This is a genomic window from Phenylobacterium sp. Root700, assembly GCF_001429025.1.
GTDB lineage: Bacteria > Pseudomonadota > Alphaproteobacteria > Caulobacterales > Caulobacteraceae > Phenylobacterium.
In genome coordinates this window covers 13,596-32,479 of sequence record NZ_LMHT01000001.1, presented here as the reverse complement: position 1 = coordinate 32,479, position 18,884 = coordinate 13,596, and the positions used below count along the sequence as shown (strand labels likewise).

Sequence of the window (18,884 nt, the reverse complement as noted above, 5' to 3'; positions counted from 1 at the left end):
ACGCTGCTCGGCTCATTTTCCCGGCCCTTTCACCGCGGCCGAGCCGCGTTCGATCAGTTTGAAGTCCACGAGCAGGTGCTCAGGCGGCTTGTTGTCTTCGGGCGCCAGCAGCAGCTCCACGGCCGCGACCGCCATCTCCCGCAGCGGCCGGCGGATGGTCGTGAGTTCGGGCCAGACCAGGCGGGCGTAAGGCATGTCGTCGAAGCCGGCGACGGAGAGGTCCTCTGGTATTTGGAAGCCCAACCGCGCCGCGGCCGCCATCACCCCAAGGGCCATGCCGTCGTTGGCGGCGAAGATCGCGGTCGGCAAAACCGCCTGTCCCAGCAGCTGGCGCGCCGCAGCCTCGCCGCTTCTGAACGTGAAGTCGCCCTCGGCCTCCAGTTCAGAGCGCCATGCAATCCCAGCCTTTTGGAGCGCATCGCGATAACCGACGCGGCGATAGGTCGAGGCCAGGTGGCGGCCGCCGGAGATGAAGCCGACGTCGCGATGGCCAAGGCCGATGAGGAACGTCGTCATCTGCTCGGCGGCCAGCCTGTCGTCCAGGCCGACGCTCGGAGCGGCCGGATCGCCCGCGTCGGGAGTGATCAGGACGTAGCGCAGGCCTCGCTCACGCAGCGCCGCCAGCAGGGGGGGGTGGAAAGACAGCGGCGGCAGCACGATGACGCCGTCGACGCGCGAATTGTACAGGCGGCTGGCGACCTCGGTTTCGGAGCCTGCCGGCACTTCCTCGACGATCAGTTGATAGCCGGCCTCCCGGCAGCGGCGGATCGCGCCGGTCTGGGCCCGTGCGAAATTGTCCAGGCCGATGTCGAACAGCAGCGCCATCAGATACGAACGATTGCCGGCCAGCTGCCGCGCCGAGATGTTCGGCGCGTAGTTCAGCATGGCCATGGCCTTCTGCACGGCCTCGCGCCGCTCCGGCCCCACGCTGGCCTCGTTGTTCACCACCCGGGCCACGGTCTTGAAGGAGACGCCCGCCAGTTTGGCGACCTCCTTGATCGTCGGCCGGCGAGGTGGCGGCGCGGTTCGACTCATGACTCTCACATCCATTGTCAGGACACGCTGACTATCGGAATTCCTGGCCCTTTCCCAGGCAATGACGCTGGAACGCCTCGCCGCGCCAGGCTCGTGAACGGTCGGCCGGCGCGCGTCTGCCCATGTCCCGCATCGCGCATTGACAACGTTGTCTTTCGTCTAGCATATCGCTGGCGTTCCCGCCAATTGGCCAGACGAGAGATCGCAGAATGACACGGCTTTCGGCCTTCGCCCGGACCGGCGCCTTGGCGCTCGCGGCCCTCTCCATTCCCTTGGCGGCGCAGTCGGCCCCAAAGCCTGCGCCGGCTAAGGCGCCCTACAACATCGTCTTCGTCCTGGTGGACGACCTGCGCTTCGACGCCATGGGTTTTGTGACCCCGGGACTGAAGACCCCGAACATCGACTACCTGGCCAAGAACGGGGTCTATTTCCCGAATGCGGTGGTCACATCCTCGCTCTGCTCGCCCAGCCGCGCCACGATCCTGACCGGCCAAACCACCCGCAACCACGGCATCGTGGACAACAACAACTCATCCGAAGCCGGGCTGACCTTCTTTCCCAAGTACATGCAGGAGGCCGGCTACCAGACCGCCTTCTTCGGCAAGTGGCACATGGGGTCGAGTTCCGACGGGCCGCGCGCAGGCTTTGACCACTGGGTCAGCTTCAAGGGGCAGGGGACCTATTTTCCGACCGACGGCTTGACGCCCCAGGAGGTCGCCGCCGGCAAGACCCAGACCTTGAACGTCGATGGCAAGCTCGTCCCCCAGAAGGGATACATCACCGACGAACTGACGGACTACGAGCTGCAATGGCTCGACAAGGGGCGCGACAAGTCCAAGCCGTTCTTCATCTACATGTCGCACAAGGCCGTGCACTCCGACGCCAAGCCGGCGCCGCGCCATGCGGGTCAGTACAAGGGCCTGGACATCAAGCTGCCGGCCAGCATGGCCGACACCCCGCAGAACAACCGCGGCAAGCCGATGTGGGTGCAGAACCAGCGCAACAGCTGGCACGGCGCGGACTTCGTCTATCACACCGATCGCGACCTGCGGGAGAACTTCCGCGAGTACTATCGGACGCTCAGCGCGGTGGACGACAACGTCGGGCGCACCCTGGACTATCTGCGCAAGCATGACCTGGAGAAGAACACCCTGGTGGTGTTCTACAGCGACAACGGTTTCCTGATGGGCGAGCACGGCCTGATCGACAAGCGCAACGCCTATGAGCCCTCGGTCCGCGTGCCGATGGTGGCCTATGCGCCAGGGCTGCTGCCCAAGGGCGTGGTCAATGAGGCGCGGGTGCGCAATCTCGACCTGGCGCCGACCTTCCTGGAGATCGCCGGCGCCAAGGCTCCGCCGCAGTTCGAAGGCCGCAGCGTGCTGCCGGTGGCGACCGGGGCGGTGGCGGCCAAGGACTGGGTCGAGGACGACTTCGTCTACGAATATTACTGGGAGTGGGGCTATCCCCAGACCCCGACGACCTTCGCCATCGAGCATGGGCGGATGAAGTACATCCAGTACCACGGGGTGTGGGACCTGGAGGAGCTGTACGACCTGGCCAAGGACCCCGATGAGATGAACAACCTCATCGACGATCCGGTCCATCTGGAGACCAAGATCGACCTGCGCCGCCGGCTGTTCGCGAAGATGGCGAACGGCAAGGGCGAGCATGTCGTGCCCTACACCCAGCGTTACAGCGCCGGCCTCGTCCAGCGCGACAAGGACGGCGCGAAGGCTGCGCAGTTCCCGCCGCAGTGGCTGATCGCGCCGAACGAGCCGGGCCGGATGAACGGCATCTTCCCTGACAGCCCCGAGAAGGCCGCCGCCGACAAGGCGGGCCAGGCCTATCGGTGGCGTCCGCCGGTGGCGCAATGAGCGAGGGGGCGAGGATGAAGCCCATCATCGGCATGATCGCCGGTCTGGCCGCCCTGCTGTCAGGCGGCGGCGCTGTGGCTCAGTCCTGCGACGGGGTTCAACCGCAGCCGCTCAGCGTCGAGGGGGCGCAGACCTTCACCTATGCGCAGGCGTCCGGTCGTCCGCTGAAGATCCACGTGTTCCGTCCGGCCGGCCCAGCGGCGCAGCCCGCTCCGGCCATCCTGTTCTTCTTCGGGGGGGGCTGGCGTCAGGGGAGCGTGATCCAGTTCGTGGATCAGGTTCGCGCGCTGCAGGCCAAGGGCTATGTCGCCGCCCTGGCCGACTATCGGGTGTTCTGCCGCGACGGGACGACCCCGGTCGCGGCGGTGGACGATGCCGGACAGGCCTATGCCTGGCTGCGCGCGCATGGCGCGGACCTGAACATCGATCCCCGGCGCGTCGTGCTGGCGGGCGGTTCCGCGGGCGGACACCTGGCGCTGATGACCGCGCTGCGGGCTGATCCCAAGGCCGTACCGGCGGCCTTGGTTCTGTTCAATCCGGCGATCGACCTGACGGGGCCGCTGACGCGAGGCGTCAACGGGATGAAGCCCGACGATGGCCCGGGGATCTCACCGGCCTTGCTCGACCTCGCGCCGCTGCCGCCGATGATCATCCTCCACGGGTCCAACGACCAGCTGGTGCCGATCGAAACCATCCGGACCTTCTGCGCGAGGGCGACCACGGCGGGTAAGGACTGCCGCCTGGAGGAGTACGCCGGCCAACCCCATGGCTTCTTCAACCGGCGGACGCCGGACCCCGCGCTCGGGACGTCGCCCTATGCGTCGACCCTGGCGCAGGTCAGCGATTTCCTGAAGCAGCGCGGGATTTCGCCCGCGCCATGACCCGCAAGCGCCTTGCTCGGCGGCCCTTTCGCGCGCCAGTCGGTGGATTGGCGCGTTGTTCCGATGTCGATATGATCGTGCGTGAGCACGGGGGCGATGGCGCTCTCAAACGGGCAATGAAGATCGCTTGAAATGCAGAAGAGCTATCAACTGGCGGCCGTCTTGCTTTTGTTGGCCCTGGCCGGTTGTTCGCGTGCCGACGTGACCCGGTTGGCGACAAACATCCGCAGCAGCGCCGAACGCACCGGCGCCGCGGCCGAGGCGACCAGAACGATCGACGGCCTGAACAACCGCGAGGGCGAGGGCGACGTCATCAGGGCGCGCCCGGCGCAAGAGGCCGAGGCCGAGGCTGCGGCCGCCGCGGAGCCGCCGCCGACTCCGCTGTGGCTGCAACCGGGCTCGCCCTACGCCCCGACCGCTTCGACGCCCGCGAACTAGACCTCGCGGGCGAGGCGGCTGAGTCCTACGCCCCGTCGAGCGCCCGGCTGACGTCGCGCGTCAGGTCGACAGCGCTCTCCAGACCAACGCTCATCCGCACCCAACCTTCGGTCAGGCCGATCTCCAGGCGCTGTTCTTCCGGCATCGAGCGGTGCGTGGTGGTCGAGGGGTGGGTGGCCATCGACTTGGCGTCGCCCAGGTTGTTGGAGATGTCGACGATGGCCAGCGCGTCGAGAAACCGCCAGGCGGCCTCGCGGCTGCCGAGGTCAAAGGCCACGACATTGCCGCCGCCGGTCATCTGATTGGCGATGATCGCCGCCTGCGGGTGATCGGGACGGCCCGGATAGAGCACGGTCTTGGTCTTGGCGTGGGCGCCGATCACGTCGGCGATTTTGGCGGCGTTCTGGGTCTGGCGGGTCACGCGCAGTTCCAGGGTCTCCAGGCCCTTCAGCAGCACCCAGGCGTTGAACGGCGACAGGGCCGGGCCGGTGTGACGCAGGATGTCCTTATAGGCCTCGGTCATCACATCCTCGGCGCCGAGGATGGCGCCGCCGAGCACGCGGCCCTGGCCGTCGATATGCTTGGTGGCCGAATAGACGACGATGTCGGCGCCCAGCGCCAACGGCTTCTGGAAGATCGGGGTGGCGAACACGTTGTCGACCACCAGCTTGGCGCCAGCGGCATGGGCGATCTCGGCCACCGCGCCGATGGCGGTCACTTCCAGCAGCGGGTTGGCCGGGGTCTCGACCAGGAACGCCTTGGTGTTGGGGCGGACCGCGTTCTTCCAGGCCTCCAGGTCGGTGGCGTCGACATAGGTGATCTCGACGCCGAAGCGCGGCATCCATTCCGACAGGATCCAGCGGCAGGAGCCGAACAGCGCCCGGCCGGCCACGATGTGATCGCCGGCCCGCACCAGGCCTTGCAGCGCCACATGCACCGCGGCCATACCCGAGGCCGTGGCGCGGCAGACATCGGCGCCTTCCAGCAGGGCGAGGCGGTCCTCGAACATCTGCGTCGTCGGGTTGCCGAAGCGTTGGTAGATGAAGCCCGGATCCTCGCCGGAGAACCGCTTGTCCGCCGCGCCGGCGGTCTCATAGGCGAAGCTCTGGGTGAGGTAGAGCGCCTCGGAAATCTCGCCATAGGGCGAGCGGGCCATGCCGCCGCGCACCAGCTTGGTTTCTTGCTGCCAATCGCGCGGGTCTTCGGCCATGTTCTTATCCTTCCAACAGGGGCAGGGCCTTCTAAACCGCAGGCCGGGCCGCCGCCACAGTGGAAAATCTGACGCAGCTTGCAGGTCCTCGCCGGCTAAGCCTTGCCAGACGCGCGACGGGCGGCGAGTGTCGCGCCGATGACCGACGCCCCGTCCAGCAGCGCCCCTGGCATTCTGCCCTGCCAATCCATCGACGACCTGATCGCCTCTGGCGCCATCACGTCCGCCAAGCCCTTTGATCTCGATCAGGTCCAGCCCGCGAGCCTGGATCTGCGGCTCGGCGCGCGCGCCTGGCGGGTGCGGGCCTCGTTCCTGCCGGGACTTGGCCGCACGGTGCCGCAGCGCATGGCCGACGTGGCGATGCACGAACTGGACCTGACCAAGGGCGCGGTGCTGGAGCGCGGCTGCGTCTATATCGCCGAGCTTCAGGAAGCCCTGGCCTTGCCGAAGGGCATTTCGGCGCGGGCCAATCCGAAGAGCTCGACCGGCCGGGTCGACGTCTTCGTGCGGCTGCTGACCAACAATTCTGTCGCCTTCGACGACGTGTCGGAGGGCTATGCCGGGCCGACCTATATCGAGATCGCGCCGCAGACTTTCTCGATCCTGGTGCGCACCAATACCCGTCTCAACCAGCTTCGCCTGAAGCGGGGCGATCCGCCGAAACTGTCGACCCGCAGCGTCGGGGTCGATCTCTCCGACGGCGTCGCCGGCTTCCGCGCGCGCCGCCACGCCGGGGTGGTCGACATGGACTATGTGGACGGCCACGACCCGAAGGACTTCTGGGAGCCGCTGATCCCGCGCCGCGGCGAGCTGCTGCTCGATCCAGGCGAGTTCTACATCCTGGCCTCCAAGGAGGCGGTCGAGATCCCGGTGATGGAAGCCGCCGAGATGACGCCCATCGATCCGTCGGTCGGCGAGTTCCGCGTCCACTATGCGGGCTTCTTCGATCCGGGCTTCGGGACCGAGGAGGCCGGCGGCGTCGGTTCGCGCGGCGTGCTGGAGGTGCGCAGCCACGAGACCCCGTTCCTGTTGGAAGACGGCCAGACCGTCGCCCGCCTGGTCTACGAACCCCTGACCGCCAAGCCCTCGCGGCTCTACGGCGATCAGGGCTCGCACTATCAACGCCAGGGCCTGAAGCTCTCCAAGCACTTCCGCATCTGGGGCTGACGACGGCCCTTGGCGCGGCCGCCTCCCAAGGGAGCAGAGATGCCAGCGTCGATTTCGAAGGCGGCGATCGAGCGGGCGCGGGCCTTCGTGCGGGCCAATGCGCGGCCATTGGACCGCGCATACCTCGACTACATGTCGCCGAGCGGCGGGGACGAGACCGCCTTTGACCGGGTCATTGGCGAGCTTGAGCGCTATCAGACGCCGGAAGGCGGCTTTGGAAACGCCATAGAGCCCGATATCCGCTCGCCCGCGCCCAGCGCCATCGGCACGAGCATCGCCTTTCAATATCTTCGGGCGATCGATGCGCCTGCCGATCTACCCATGGTGCAAAAGGCGATCGACTATCTGGTGCGGACTGTAGATCGGACGGCGTGGGTCTGGCCGGCGGTCGATGCGCGTGTGGACGAGGGGCCGCACGCGCCGTGGTGGGCGCCCGGCCTCGACCGCTTCAGAGGCTATGTCTTCAACCCGACCGCTGAGTTGCTCGGCTATCTCTACGATTATCGGGCCGATGTGCCGGGCGAAGTTCTGCAGGGCGTGACATCGACCGTGCTGGAGGCGCTCGACCGTGTTGGTCGCCTCGACAGCGCCTACGAGCTCTATTGCTGCATGCGCCTGATCCACACCAAGGCGCTGCCCGCCGACGTTCGCGACTTTCTGGAACGGCGATTGCCTGCGTCGCTTGTGGCGGCCGACCCTGACGATCCGCACCTGAATCTCATGCGTATCGCGCCGACCCCGTCCTCCTTCGGCTACGAGCTCGTTCGCGATGGTGTCGCCCGCCAGGCGGCGCGACTGATCGCGGCGCAGGGCGATGACGGCGGGTGGCGGCCGGGATGGGAGCCCTGGCACGTGAAGGCCCATCAAGAGTGGGCCGGAGAGATCACCTGTCGGGCGCTTGTCGGGCTTGCGGCGCACGGCTTTTGGGCCGACTGACGGTCGCTACGGGTGTCATGGTCGCTTGACATTTTGATCGATGTCGTGTTTCCTTGTCATATCGACTGGGGAGCTAGGCATGACGCCGCGTCGCGACAGATGGACGATCCGCGCCGGCTTTCTGCTGCCGCTGGTTTGCCTGATGTTGTTCTTCGCCGGCGGCGCGGTCCTGGCCTGGCGCAGCGCGGCGGTCGAGCCGCTGACCCTGCTGAACTTGCCGGTGCTCAAGGTCGCCGGGGCCATGGCCGATCTGGGCTGGAGCTTCTGGGGACGTTAGGCGTGGCGACCTGATGAAAAACCGCCTCAAGGGTCTGCGCGCCGAGCGTGGCTGGAGCCAGGCCGAGTTGGCCGAACGCCTCGACGTCTCCCGCCAGAGCATCAACGCCATCGAGACCGGCAAGTACGATCCCAGCCTGCCGCTGGCGTTCAAGATCGCCCGGTTGTTCGACATGCCCATCGACGCGATCTTCACGGACGCCTGACCCCTCCGAACGGTGATATGTTGCCCGCTCCCTGAAGGGAGAGGTCGCATGCTCAAGCTGGACCATGTGGTGTTCCCGGTGCGTGACGCCGGGGCGAGCCTGGCCTTCTATCGCGACGTGGTGGGACTGCCGCTGGTCGAGGCGCATGAAGGCGACGACTGGGGCGATTACCCCTGGCTGATGATGATCTTCGCCGTGCCGGGCGGCGGAGAGATCGTGCTGGTGGAGCTGAGAGGCGCTCCGGCCCCCAGCTATCGCGATCTGCCCCATGACGTGCGCCACTACGCGATGGGGGTGGACGCCGTCGCCGAACTCGCCGGCTGGCGGGCCAGGTTGCGGGCGGCCGAGGTCGGGTTCTGGGAAGAGGACCATGGCGCCCAACAGTCGATCTATTTCGAGGATCCCGACGGCGTGGTGCTGGAGGTCACGGCCCCGCCGAGCCGGCCGCAGGCCGCGGCCTCGGAGCGCGCCGTCACGGTCGTCGAGCGATGGCTGGGCTCGCGCCTGGCTCCCGATCCTTGACCGCCGCGCCTGCGCGCGCCAAAGGCGGGGCCATGAACATTCTCCTCGTCGGCTCGGGCGGGCGCGAACACGCCCTGGCCTGGAAGATCGCGGCCTCGCCGCTGGTGAAGCGTCTGGTCATCGCCCCGGGCAATCCCGGCATGGCCTCGCTAGGTGAACTGCGGGCGCTCAAGGCCACCGACGTTCCAGCCCTGGTGGCGTTGGCCCAGGAGATCGCCGCCGATCTGGTGGTGATCGGCCCCGAGGTCTCGGTCGAGGCCGGCCTCGCCGACGCGTTGAACGCAGCAGCCATTCCCTGCTTCGGCCCGGTGGCCGCCGCCGGAAAGCTGGAATCCTCGAAGGCCTTCACCAAGGCCTTCACCGACCGCCACGGCCTGCCGACCTCGGCTTACAAGGTCTGCGACACCGCCGATGAGGCCAAGACGGCGCTGGCCGCCTTCCAGCCGCCCTATGTGATCAAGGCCGACGGTCTGGCCGCCGGCAAGGGCGTGGTCATCGCCCAGGACCGGGCCGAGGCCGAGGCGGCCATCGACGACGCGCTGGGCGGCCGGTACGGCGCGGCCGGGGCGCGGGTGGTGATCGAGGAGTTCCTCGAGGGCGAGATCGGTTCGCTGTTCGCGCTGTGCGACGGCAAGGACTCCATCGTCTTCGGTTCGGCCCAGGACCATAAGCGCGCCTATGACGGCGAGATCGGCCCCAACACCGGCGGCATGGGCACCTATTCGCCAGCCCCGGTCTTCACGCCCGAGCTGATCGAACAGACCCGGCTGCGGCTGGCCGAACGCGCCTTCGCCGGGATCGCTTCGGAGGGCGCGCCCTACAAGGGCGTGCTGTTCGTCGAGCTGATGGCCACCAAGGACGGCCCCAAGCTGGTCGAGTTCAATGTCCGCTTCGGCGATCCCGAATGCCAGGTGCTGATGCTGCGGCTGGAGAGCGATCTGGTGCCCTACCTGGTTGCCTGCGCGAACGGCACGCTGGCCCAGCTTCCCGCGCCGGTCTGGCGCGACGAGGCGGCGATCTGCGTGGTCCTGGCCGCCGACGGTTATCCGGAAAGCCCGGTGGGCGGCTCGATCATCCGCGGCGCCGAGCAGGACTTCGGCGAGGACGTCGTGGTCTTCCACGCCGGCACCTCGCGCGACCCGGACGGCGTATTGCGTGCGGCAGGTGGTCGCGTCCTGAACGTCTGCGCGCGCGGCGCGACCCTGCAGGAAGCCCGCGACAAGGCCTATGGGGCGATCGCCAGGATCGATTGGCCAGGCGGTTTCCACCGTACGGACATCGGTTGGCGGGCCCTGACCCCTCGCTAGGCTCTCCGCGGCGCCCTGCATTCCTGGGCGTGACGCCTTGCTCATAGGGCGGGGGCCTCGGTATGGTGGTTCAAACAACTGTACGAGACTTAAGGGGAGCGTCATGGCCGACACCGCGGAGCAACAGCGCGAGCAGCTGAACAGCGGCACCAAAGAGGTCGCCGAGAGCCATCGCTTCGACGAAGCCGCGCTTGCCGCCTGGATGCAGGCCAATGTCGAAGGCTATGCCGGTCCCCTGGAGGTGCGCCAGTTCAAGGGCGGACAGTCCAACCCGACCTATCAGCTGGTCACCCCGGGCAAGAAGTACGTCCTGCGTCGCAAGCCGCCGGGCAAGCTGCTGCCCTCGGCCCACGCGGTCGACCGTGAATACAAGGTGATCTCGGCGCTCTATCCGACCGGCTTCCCGGTGGCGCGCTCCTACGGCCTCTGCACCGACGACAGCGTCATCGGCACGATGTTCTACGTGATGGACATGGTCGAGGGCCGCATCCTCTGGGACCAGCAGCTGCCGCAGTATGAGCCGGCCGAGCGCCACGCCATCTTCATGGCCAAGCTCAAGACCCTGGCCGACCTGCACAACACCGATCACGAGGCCATCGGCCTCGGCGATTACGGCAAGCCCGGCAACTATATGGGCCGGCAAGTCGACCGCTGGACCAAGCAGTACAAGGCCTCCGAGACCGAGCACCTTGAGGAGATGGACCGCCTGATCGAATGGCTCCCCAAGAGCCTGCCGGCCCAGGAACGCACCTCCGTCGTCCATGGCGACTACCGCCTCGACAACATGGTCCTGCATCCGACCGAGCCGCGCGTCATCGCCGTGCTCGACTGGGAGCTGTCGACCCTGGGCGAGCCGCTGGCCGACTTCACCTACCTGCTGATGAACTGGGTGAACGGCGCGATCGCCCAGATCCCCGACCTGAAGGCGCACGGCATCCCGAGCGTCGACGAGTATGTCGCCGAATATTGCCGTCTGACCGGCCGGACCGGCCTGCACGACCTCGACTGGTTCTTCTCCTACAACATGTTCCGGCTGGCCGGGATCTGCCAGGGGATCGTCGGGCGGGTGCGCGACGGCACCGCCAACAGCCCGCAGGCGGCCGCCATGGCCGAACGCGTGCCGTTGCTGGCGAAGTCGGCCTGGGTCTACGCCCAGAAGGCCGGGGCCTAGAAACCGGCGCGGCGGCGTGCGATGAGGGCCAAGAGGGCCTCTGACCCGCCGCCAACGTCCGAGTACGCAAGTCCATGACCGACCCTACCGGCGCACCTGAGACCGTGCGCGCGCCGATGGGCGCGGCCATCGCCAAGCCGCCGTTCTGGCGTCGCCGCCTCTGGCAGGTCGCCGGCGGCGCGGTGCTGGCGCTTATCGCCCTGATCGTCTTCATGGTCTGGTCGCTGCCGCTGGGCCGCGCGCTGGAGCCCCTGGCTAATCCGACGCTGATCCTGGTCAGCGCCGACGGCAAACCCTTCGCCCGGCGAGGCTCCTACAAGGAGCAGCCGGTCGATGTGACCAAGCTGCCCAAACACGTTCCCGGCGCCTTCGTGGCCATCGAGGATCGACGGTTCTACAGCCACATCGGTCTCGATTTCCGGGCCATCGCGCGGGCTCTGCAGCGCAATGTCGGCGAGGGCGAGGTCCAGCAGGGCGGCTCGACGATCACCCAGCAGCTGGCCAAGAACGCGTTCTTGAGCAACCAGCGCAGCCTGCGCCGCAAGGCCCAGGAAGCCCTGATCGCGCTCTATCTGGAAGCCCGGCTCACCAAGGACGAAATCCTCTCGCGCTATCTGTCGACGGTCTATTTTGGCGACGGGGTGTTTGGCCTGCGCGCCGCGGCCCGGCACTATTTCGACAAGACGCCCGAGACGCTGAGCATCGGCGAAGCGGCGATGCTGGCCGGGATGGTCAAGGCGCCCTCCAGGTTGGCGCCCACCGAAGACCTGCCTGCCGCCCGCGAACGCGCCCGCGTCGTGCTGGCCACCATGGTCGAGGTCGGGGCCATCACCCCGCAACAGGCCCGCGCGAACCGCACGATCCGGGTCCGCGAAGGCCGCGAAAAACTGCCGGTCGGGACCTATTTCGCCGACTGGGTGTCGCCTCAGGCCCGCCGCGCCTTCGAGAGCGCCTATGGCGAGGTGCTGGTGCCGACCACCTTGGACTCGGTGCTGCAGGAGCGCGCCGAGACCATCGTCAGCCAGGCGCTCAAGCGGCATGGCGGCTACCTCCACGCCACCCAGGCGGCGCTGGTCGCGATGCGGCCGGACGGCCGGGTCCTGGTGATGGTGGGGGGCGATAACTACAAGACCAGCCAGTTCAACCGGGTCTCCGACGCCCAGCGCCAGCCGGGATCGGCGTTCAAGCTGTTCGTCTACCAGGCGGCGCTGCGCAGCGGCATGACCCCCGACAGCCTGATCCTCGACGCGCCGGTGACCATCGGCGACTGGTCGCCGAAGAACCACGAGGGCCACTACGCCAATCGCGAGATCCACCTGCGCAACGCCTTCGCCGGGTCGTCGAACGTTGCGGCCGTGCGGCTGGCCCAGCAGGTCGGCCGCGCCCAGATCGTCCGCGCCGCCCAGGACATGGGCGTGCGCGCCGACTTCCCGCCGGACCTGACCCTGGCGCTCGGCACCGCGCCGATGACCTTGCTCGACCTCACCTCGGCCTATGCGGGCGTGGCGGCAGGGCAGGCGCCGGTCACGCCCTATGGCGTGCCGCAGGTGCGCGTCGCCCCGGCCCGGCAACTGCCGCGCGCCGAGCGTGACGGCCTGCTCGACCTTCTGCGCGCGGCAGTGACCTTCGGCACCGGCAACACGGCCAATGTCTCGCCCTACGCCTACGGCAAGACTGGCACCACCCAGGACTATCGCGACGCGCTGTTCGTCGGCTTCGTCGGCGACATGGTCATTGGGGTCTGGGTCGGCAACGACGACAACAGCCCCATGAACGGCGTGGCCGGCGCGGGCCTGCCGGCCGAGATCTGGCGCGACTTCGCCCGCTACGCCATGAGCAAGGGCGTGGTCCGGGTGAACGGTAAGCGGATCGGCATGGCGCCGGTGGCGCCGCCTCCGGTCGCGGTCGAGGCGGTCGATCCCTTGGCGGCGCCGCCGGTCGATGGCGCGGTTCCGCCGGTTGACGGCGCGACGCCGCCGGCCGGAACGTCCGCAGCTCCGGCTCAGCCCGCCGAAGCGGCGCAACCGGCCGCGCCGGCCGCCGCCCAGCCGCCCTTCTAGCCGAACGGCGCGAGCATCCGGCGCAGCACCGCCTCGTCCTCGAAGACGGCGCGGACCGGCCAGGCGTGCACCCGTTCGCGCCAGGCGGCGGGCAGGCGCACCCAGTCCTTTTCGGTGGTGACCAGACCCGCGCCGAACTGCTCTGCGCGGTCGGCCAGCATCTTCAGCGTCGCCTCGTCATAGGCGAAGTGGTCGGGGAAGTTGGCGAAGTCGACCAGGTCGCAGCCGGCCGCCTTCAGCGCCCGCTCGACCTTCCAGGGCATGCCGATGCCGGCGAAGCCTACCTGGGGGCCAGGTGGCGGCGGCGCGGCGGGATCGAGCCGGGCGACCAGGATGGGCTTGCTGATCAGCGCCCTGATCAGGGCCGGATCGGGCTCGGCCAAGTCGGCGGGCAGCATCAGGATCACCGCGTCGGCCCGCGCCAGGCCCACGGCCAACGGCTCGCGCAGCGGCCCAGCCGGGAAGACCGAGCCGTCGCCCAGCGGCCAGATGTCGTCGCGCGTCTCGCCATCGACGACCACGAAGGTCAGGGTCTTTTTCAGACTGGGGTTCTGGTGGCCGTCGTCCATGACGATCACCTTGGCGCCGGCCTTCGCCGCGGCCTGGGCGCCGGCCACGCGGTCGCGGGCGATCCAGATCGGCGCCTCGCCCGCCAACATCAGCGGCTCATCGCCGACCTCGCGGGCGCTTTGGACGCGGGCGTCGACCCGTAGGGGCCCCGGTTCGGAGCCGCCGTAACCGCGCGAGAGGCCATGGGCGTTCGGCAGGCGGCGCAGCAGTTCGCGGACCACTGGCGTCTTGCCCGTGCCGCCGACCGTCAGGTTGCCGACGCAGATCACCGGGACGCCGGGATCGACCGGAACGGCGCGCGCGATCTTGCGCGCCGTCACCGCCGCCCAGATCCAGGAGACGGGCTTGAGCAGGATGCGGGTGACGGGGGCAGGCGCGCCTTCGCGCACATACCACCAGCGGGGGGTTGAGAGCTTCATGCGGGCAGCAAGGGTTTGAGTAGGGCCAGCGCCTCGTCCAGCGCCGCGCCTTGGCGCTCGGCGTAGGTCAGCGCCGCCTGCCCGATCCGCCGGGCGACCAGCGGCTGGTTGAGCAGGCCGCGCAGGTCGCGGGTCAGGGTCGCTGCGTCGGGGGTTTCGAGGGCGGCGACCTCGATGAACATCTCGGCGTAGATCGCCGCGGCGTTGAAGGCGTGCGGGCCGGTGACGATGGCCACGCCCAGCCGCGCGGGCTCCAGCGGATTGTGGCCGCCGACGCAGGGAACATAGCTGCCGCCCATCACCGCGACGTCGGCGACGCGGAAGAACAGTCCCATCTCGCCCAGGGTGTCGGCGACATAGGCCTGGGTGTCGGGGGTGGGCGATTGCTCCGCGCCGCGCCGGGCGGTGTTGAAGCCCTGGCTCGCCAGCAGGCTGGCGACCGCCTCGCCGCGATCAGGATGGCGCGGTGCAATGATCAGCAGGGCGCCCGTCTGCGCGGCGCGGAAGGCCGACGCGACGATCTCGTCCTCGCCGGGATGGGTGCTGGCCGCGAGCACCACCTTGCGCGGACCGATGGCGGTCTTCAGCTTGGCCAGCTCGGCGGCGTCGAAGGGCAGGGCCTCGCCCACCAGCTTCAGGTTCAGGCGCGGCCCGGTCGTGGCGCCCAGCTTGGTGAGGCGGGCGTCAGTCTGCGCCTCCTGCGGCAGGATCAGGTCGAAGGCGGAAAGCAGCGCCCGCGCCGCGCCGGGCGCCCGCGCCCAGCCGTCGGCGCTGGCCTGGGTCATCCGGGCCGAGACCAGGGCCAGTTTCACGCCCCGCGCCTTGGCCGCCAGGATCAGGTTTGGCCACAGCTCGCTCTCGACCAGGACGCTGGCGTCAGGCCGCCAGTGGTTCAGGAACCGGCGCACGGAGGCCGGCGTATCGACCGGGGCATATTGATGGATCACGCCCGGCGGCAGGCGCGTGGCCAGGAGCTCGGCGGAGGTCCGGGTGCCCGAGGTCACCAGCAGCGTCCGACCCGGCGCGGCCAGGGCCTGGGCCAGCGGCAGGAGCGAGAGGCTCTCGCCGACGCTGACCCCGTGCAGCCAGACCAGCGGGCCAGGCGGGCGCGGCGCGCTGGCGTGACCCAGGCGCTCGCCGACGCGGGCGGGATCTTCCTTGCCCCGCGCCGCGCGGCGGGCGAGCAGGCCAGGCGCCAGAGGTTCGGCGAGCCGCGTCGCGGCGGCGTAGAGCGCGAGGGAGAGGGGGCGCAAGGCGCGGCTCAGATCGCGTGAGCGTGGACGAGCCGGCAATGCTCGGCCTGGCCGACCTCGACCTGCAGGGTGGAGTGGCCGATGGAGAACTTCGCCGCCAGGCCCTCGCAGGTCGCGTGCAGGAAGTTGTCGCCGTCCTCGTTCTGCGGGCGGGTGACGTGGGCGGTGAGCGCGGTCTCGGTGGTGCTCATGGCCCAGATGTGCAGGTCATGGACCTCGGTCACGCCGGGCTGGGCCAGCAGCCAGGCGCGGACGGCCTCGACGTCGACGCCTTTGGGCGCGGCGTCCAGCACCAGGTCGACGGAGTCGCGCAGCAGGCTCCAGGTGCCGATGACGATGACGGCGGCGATCAGCAGGCTGAGCGCCGGGTCGATCCAGAACAGGCTGGTCAGGGCGATGATCCCCGCGCCGATCACCACGGCCAGCGACACCGCCGCGTCGGCGGCCATGTGCAGGAAGGCCCCGCGGATGTTCAGGTCCTCATGGCCCTTCATGAACATCAGGGCGGTGGCGGTGTTGATGACCACGCCGATGGCGGCGACGATCATCACCGGCCAGGTGGCGATGGAGGTCGGTTCGCTGAAGCGGTGGATCGCCTCGGAAACGATCACGCCCACGGCGACCAGCAGCAATACGGCGTTGGCCAGCGAGGCGAGGATCGTCGCCTTGCGCAGGCCATAGGTGCGCCGCGAGGTCGGGGCGGACTTGGCCAGCACCGTCGCGCCCCAGGCCAGCAGCAGGCTGAGCACGTCGGAGAGATTGTGGCCGGCGTCGGCCAGCAGGGCCAGCGAACCCGACCAGAGGCCGACCCCGGTCTCGGCCAGGACGAAGGCGAAGTTCAGGCCTACGCCGATGGCGAAGGCGCGGCCGAAATCCTTGGGGGCGTGGCTGTGGCCGCCCGGTCCATGGGCGTGACCATGCGCATGGGCGTGCGCGCCATGATCGTGGTCATGGTCGTGGCCGTGATGGTGCTGCCCGTCGTGGTCTTGACCCATGACCCTATGTGTCACCGCCCGGCGGCGGGATCAACGTGTCCGACCAGCGCGTCGGCCCGGCGGTTGGTCGCCGTGAGCTTGGCCGACAGGTCCTCGACCAGGGCGGCGATGGCGTCGTCGTCGGCGTCGGCGGGCACGTAGTAGGGGCCGTCCCAGACCGTGGCGCCGCGTCCGAAGGGCAAGCCCAGCCGCACCTTGTCCCAGGTGTCGAGCACGATGACCGGCGAGACGGCCACCCCCATCAGGTAGATCGGCGCGCCGGTGCGCTTGGCGATCTGCAACGCGCCCGGCGCGATCACCTCGTTGGGACCGCGAGGGCCGTCGGGGGTGACGATCAGCACGCCGCCGTCCTTGACCCAGGCGATGGCCTCGCGGATCGCGGCGAGGGCGGCGCGGGCCTTGGCGGAGTCGCCCTTCTTGGCCGAGGATGTGCGGATCGCCGGGAATTTGGCGCGGGCCAGGGCCTGGGCGACGAATTCGCCGTCCGACGAGGGCGAGACCATGCAGCGCAGCTTGGTGCGCCGCCACCAGATCTCGGCCAGGCCAAGGCAGATCGGGATGCGTCCGTGCCAGAAGAGCGCGATGGCCGGGACGCCGGTGGTCAGCACCGGCTCGACGCACGCCACGTTCTCATGCCGCCAGCGGCGGGTGCGGCGGGTGGTCGCCAGGTGCGCCCACAGCGCCCAGCCCAGGAACGCCTGGACGCCAGGGTTTCTCAGCAGTTTCTTCAAGCTGCGGTCTCCGCCTCCAGGTCCTGGCTCTGGGCCAGGCGGGCGTAGAGGCCCCGCGCCTTGACGAGGGAGTCGTGGTCGCCGGTCTCCACGACCTGGCCCTTTTCGATCACATAGATGCGGTCGGCGCCGCGAACGGTGGAGAGCCGGTGGGCGATCAGGATGGTGGTGCGTCCGGCCATCAGCCGCGACAACGCCGCCTGGACCTGGGCCTCGCTCTCGGTGTCCAGCGCGCTGGTGGCCTCGTCCAGCAGCAGGATCGGCGCGTCCTTCAGGAAGGCGCGGGCGATGGCGATGCGCTGGCGCTGGCCGCCCGACAGGCGGGCTCCGGCCTCGCCGACCAGGGTGGCGTAGCCGTCGGGCAGGGCCTGGATGAACTCGTGCGCGGCCGCGGCCTTGGCGGCCTCGATGATCTCATCGTCCGAGGCGTCGGGCCGGGCGTAGGCGATGTTGGCGCGGATGCTCTCGTCGAACAGGAACGGCTCCTGGGTGACCAGGGCGATCTGGTGACGCAGCGAGGCCAGGGTCACGTCGCGCACGTCGGTCCCGTCGATGGTCACGGCGCCGGTGGTGGCGTCATAGAAGCGCGGGATCAGGTTCAGGATCGTGCTCTTGCCGCCGCCCGAGGGGCCGACCAGGGCGACGGTCTCGCCGCGATGCACCTCGAAGGTCACGCCTTGCAGGGCCGGCGGGCCGTCGGTCCCGTAGCTGAAGCCGACGTTCTCGAAGCGGATGGTCGCCTCGCCCTTGGGCAGGGCCTTGGCGCCCGGCCGCTCGCGGACCTCGGGCTCGACGTCCAGATCGGTGAACAGGCGGCGCGCGGCCGAGAAACCCTCGGCCATCACCGTCTGCAGATTGGCGAGCTGGCGCAGCGACTGCGAGGCCAGGCCCAGTGCGCCGATGAAGGCGACGAAAGCCCCGACGTTCATGCCCCCCGACTGTGAGCGCCAGCCGGCATAGGCGATGACGCCGGCGGTGATCAGGGTCATCAGGGTCTCGGTGGCCGGCGCGGCGCGGGCGCGGGCGTTGGCGCCCTTCACCAGGTGCTTCTGGCGGCGCGTGACCACCTCGGCGACGCGGTTTTCCTCATAGGCTTCGCGGTTCTCGATCTTCACGACCCGGACGCCGTCCAGGCTTTCCATGATCGCGGTCGAGAGCGCCGAGGTCTCGACCATCGCGCCCTTGGTGGCCTTCACGGTGCGCTTGGAGAACCGGCGCATGATCGCGGTCGACAGCGGCGCGGCCACCACCAGGGTCAGGGACAGCATGGCGTCATTGCCGACCATCACGACGATCGCGCCGATCACGGTCAGCAGGTGCTGGGTGTAATTGATCACGCCCGAGGTCGCCGCCTCGCGGATGAGGCCGGCGTCGTAGAGCACCGAGGACACGAAGGACCCGGAATGGCCGGCGCGCAGCCGGGCCAGGTCGGCGCGGACCAGCTTGCCGAACAGCTGCACCTGGACCTGGCCGACCACCTCGTTGCCGATGCGGTTGACCTGGGTCGCCTGGATCACCTGGGCCAGGCCCCGCGCCAGCGCCAGGCCAGCGATGGTCAGCGGCACGGCCAGCAGGGTTCCAGGCTTGTGATTGACCAGCAGGTCGTTGATCGCCGGCTCCAGGATCTGGATCAGGCTGGCGCTCAGATAGGCGACGCAGATGGCGGCGATCATCGCCACGCTCCAGCCCTTCCAGCGCGGCGCCATATAGACGCGCGCGATCCGGCCGATCACGGCGCGGGTGGAAAGTTCGGCGGCGGGCTCGCTCATCGCTCCTGGGGTCGGCTGTCGGGACGGGGAAGTCAAGACGACGTCTTGCTGGGTCATGGCGGCC

At 69.1% G+C, this 18,884-nt stretch carries 18 protein-coding genes; 11 read left to right on the top strand and 7 right to left on the bottom strand.

The window, feature by feature from the left end; translation table 11 throughout:
• Positions 1 to 12 precede the first annotated feature (12 nt).
• Positions 13 to 1,035 (bottom strand): LacI family DNA-binding transcriptional regulator, encoded by a 1,023-nt coding sequence (locus ASE02_RS00145; protein WP_056729978.1) that lies wholly within the window; start codon positions 1,033 to 1,035, stop codon positions 13 to 15.
• Positions 1,036 to 1,244: 209 nt separating this feature from the next.
• Here ASE02_RS00145 and ASE02_RS00140 point away from each other — a divergent pair, with 209 nt between their 5' ends.
• From ASE02_RS00140 to ASE02_RS00130, 3 genes are all read left to right on the top strand, one after another.
• Positions 1,245 to 2,909, top strand: coding sequence for a sulfatase (locus tag ASE02_RS00140; RefSeq protein ID WP_056729976.1), 1,665 nt, complete (start codon positions 1,245 to 1,247; stop codon positions 2,907 to 2,909).
• Between the two features lie 14 nt (positions 2,910 to 2,923).
• Positions 2,924 to 3,790, top strand: a complete 867-nt coding sequence (locus ASE02_RS00135; RefSeq protein ID WP_056729974.1) for an alpha/beta hydrolase — start codon at positions 2,924 to 2,926, stop codon at positions 3,788 to 3,790.
• A gap of 132 nt (positions 3,791 to 3,922) precedes the next feature.
• Positions 3,923 to 4,228: a hypothetical protein gene (locus ASE02_RS00130; protein WP_056729973.1), complete on the top strand. Its 306-nt coding sequence runs from the start codon at positions 3,923 to 3,925 to the stop codon at positions 4,226 to 4,228.
• A 25-nt stretch (positions 4,229 to 4,253) separates the two neighbouring features.
• Here ASE02_RS00130 and metZ read toward each other — a convergent pair whose 3' ends face one another.
• A complete protein-coding gene (gene metZ / locus ASE02_RS00125; RefSeq protein WP_056729971.1) occupies positions 4,254 to 5,438 on the bottom strand; it encodes an O-succinylhomoserine sulfhydrylase in 1,185 nt (394 codons plus the stop codon).
• 138 nt (positions 5,439 to 5,576) lie between these two features.
• Here metZ and ASE02_RS00120 point away from each other — a divergent pair, with 138 nt between their 5' ends.
• The 8 genes from ASE02_RS00120 (at position 5,577) to ASE02_RS00085 (ending at position 13,083) form a co-directional block, all read left to right on the top strand.
• Positions 5,577 to 6,605, top strand: coding sequence for a 2'-deoxycytidine 5'-triphosphate deaminase (locus ASE02_RS00120; protein ID WP_056729969.1), 1,029 nt, complete (start codon positions 5,577 to 5,579; stop codon positions 6,603 to 6,605).
• An 87-nt stretch (positions 6,606 to 6,692) separates the two neighbouring features.
• Complete coding sequence (locus ASE02_RS00115) at positions 6,693 to 7,541, top strand: hypothetical protein (RefSeq protein ID WP_156405857.1); 849 nt, start codon at positions 6,693 to 6,695, stop codon at positions 7,539 to 7,541.
• Between the two features lie 79 nt (positions 7,542 to 7,620).
• Positions 7,621 to 7,818: a hypothetical protein gene (locus tag ASE02_RS00110; protein WP_056729965.1), complete on the top strand. Its 198-nt coding sequence runs from the start codon at positions 7,621 to 7,623 to the stop codon at positions 7,816 to 7,818.
• A 13-nt stretch (positions 7,819 to 7,831) separates the two neighbouring features.
• Entirely contained in the window at positions 7,832 to 8,023 is a 192-nt protein-coding gene (locus ASE02_RS00105) for a helix-turn-helix transcriptional regulator (protein ID WP_056729963.1), read from the top strand.
• Between the two features lie 48 nt (positions 8,024 to 8,071).
• Positions 8,072 to 8,545, top strand: coding sequence for a VOC family protein (locus tag ASE02_RS00100; RefSeq protein WP_056729961.1), 474 nt, complete (start codon positions 8,072 to 8,074; stop codon positions 8,543 to 8,545).
• Positions 8,546 to 8,577: 32 nt separating this feature from the next.
• Positions 8,578 to 9,852, top strand: a complete 1,275-nt coding sequence (purD, locus tag ASE02_RS00095; protein WP_056729959.1) for a phosphoribosylamine--glycine ligase — start codon at positions 8,578 to 8,580, stop codon at positions 9,850 to 9,852.
• A 103-nt stretch (positions 9,853 to 9,955) separates the two neighbouring features.
• Positions 9,956 to 11,023, top strand: a complete 1,068-nt coding sequence (locus ASE02_RS00090) for a phosphotransferase (protein WP_056729957.1) — start codon at positions 9,956 to 9,958, stop codon at positions 11,021 to 11,023.
• Positions 11,024 to 11,097: 74 nt separating this feature from the next.
• Complete coding sequence (locus tag ASE02_RS00085; RefSeq protein WP_082601778.1) at positions 11,098 to 13,083, top strand: transglycosylase domain-containing protein; 1,986 nt, start codon at positions 11,098 to 11,100, stop codon at positions 13,081 to 13,083.
• On the opposite strand, the gene lpxK is transcribed toward ASE02_RS00085, so the two are convergent.
• Genes lpxK through ASE02_RS00060 form a run of 5 tightly spaced genes read right to left on the bottom strand, consistent with a single transcriptional unit; the run spans position 13,080 to position 18,820 of the window.
• Positions 13,080 to 14,072 carry a tetraacyldisaccharide 4'-kinase gene (gene lpxK, locus ASE02_RS00080; protein WP_056729954.1) on the bottom strand — a complete coding sequence of 331 codons (993 nt, stop codon included), beginning with the start codon at positions 14,070 to 14,072 and terminating at the stop codon, positions 13,080 to 13,082. The two genes, ASE02_RS00085 and lpxK, sit on opposite strands and share 4 nt — an antisense overlap.
• A complete protein-coding gene (locus tag ASE02_RS00075) occupies positions 14,069 to 15,325 on the bottom strand; it encodes a 3-deoxy-D-manno-octulosonic acid transferase (RefSeq protein ID WP_056729952.1) in 1,257 nt (418 codons plus the stop codon). The genes lpxK and ASE02_RS00075 overlap by 4 nt, the downstream gene beginning before the upstream one ends.
• 8 nt (positions 15,326 to 15,333) lie before the next feature.
• The gene (locus ASE02_RS00070; RefSeq protein WP_056729950.1) at positions 15,334 to 16,320 is read right to left on the bottom strand and encodes a cation diffusion facilitator family transporter; all 987 of its coding nucleotides are present in this window, start codon (positions 16,318 to 16,320) and stop codon (positions 15,334 to 15,336) included.
• 11 nt (positions 16,321 to 16,331) lie between these two features.
• Complete coding sequence (locus ASE02_RS00065) at positions 16,332 to 17,051, bottom strand: lysophospholipid acyltransferase family protein (protein WP_056729948.1); 720 nt, start codon at positions 17,049 to 17,051, stop codon at positions 16,332 to 16,334.
• Positions 17,048 to 18,820, bottom strand: a complete 1,773-nt coding sequence (locus tag ASE02_RS00060; RefSeq protein ID WP_056729946.1) for an ABC transporter ATP-binding protein — start codon at positions 18,818 to 18,820, stop codon at positions 17,048 to 17,050. The genes ASE02_RS00065 and ASE02_RS00060 overlap by 4 nt, the downstream gene beginning before the upstream one ends.
• Positions 18,821 to 18,884: the final 64 nt, after the last annotated feature.

Coding starts and splice junctions, on each gene's coding strand:
- ASE02_RS00120 (WP_056729969.1), top strand. CDS start 5,577: ATGACCGACGCCCCGTCCAGCAGCGCCCCTGGCATTCTGCCCTGCCAA.
- ASE02_RS00135 (WP_056729974.1), top strand. CDS start 2,924: ATGAAGCCCATCATCGGCATGATCGCCGGTCTGGCCGCCCTGCTGTCA.
- ASE02_RS00110 (WP_056729965.1), top strand. CDS start 7,621: ATGACGCCGCGTCGCGACAGATGGACGATCCGCGCCGGCTTTCTGCTG.
- ASE02_RS00085 (WP_082601778.1), top strand. CDS start 11,098: ATGACCGACCCTACCGGCGCACCTGAGACCGTGCGCGCGCCGATGGGC.
- ASE02_RS00090 (WP_056729957.1), top strand. CDS start 9,956: ATGGCCGACACCGCGGAGCAACAGCGCGAGCAGCTGAACAGCGGCACC.
- ASE02_RS00070 (WP_056729950.1), bottom strand. CDS start 16,320: ATGGGTCAAGACCACGACGGGCAGCACCATCACGGCCACGACCATGAC.
- ASE02_RS00145 (WP_056729978.1), bottom strand. CDS start 1,035: ATGAGTCGAACCGCGCCGCCACCTCGCCGGCCGACGATCAAGGAGGTC.
- ASE02_RS00060 (WP_056729946.1), bottom strand. CDS start 18,820: ATGAGCGAGCCCGCCGCCGAACTTTCCACCCGCGCCGTGATCGGCCGG.
- ASE02_RS00105 (WP_056729963.1), top strand. CDS start 7,832: ATGAAAAACCGCCTCAAGGGTCTGCGCGCCGAGCGTGGCTGGAGCCAG.
- ASE02_RS00100 (WP_056729961.1), top strand. CDS start 8,072: ATGCTCAAGCTGGACCATGTGGTGTTCCCGGTGCGTGACGCCGGGGCG.
- lpxK (WP_056729954.1), bottom strand. CDS start 14,072: ATGAAGCTCTCAACCCCCCGCTGGTGGTATGTGCGCGAAGGCGCGCCT.
- metZ (WP_056729971.1), bottom strand. CDS start 5,438: ATGGCCGAAGACCCGCGCGATTGGCAGCAAGAAACCAAGCTGGTGCGC.
- purD (WP_056729959.1), top strand. CDS start 8,578: ATGAACATTCTCCTCGTCGGCTCGGGCGGGCGCGAACACGCCCTGGCC.
- ASE02_RS00140 (WP_056729976.1), top strand. CDS start 1,245: ATGACACGGCTTTCGGCCTTCGCCCGGACCGGCGCCTTGGCGCTCGCG.
- ASE02_RS00130 (WP_056729973.1), top strand. CDS start 3,923: ATGCAGAAGAGCTATCAACTGGCGGCCGTCTTGCTTTTGTTGGCCCTG.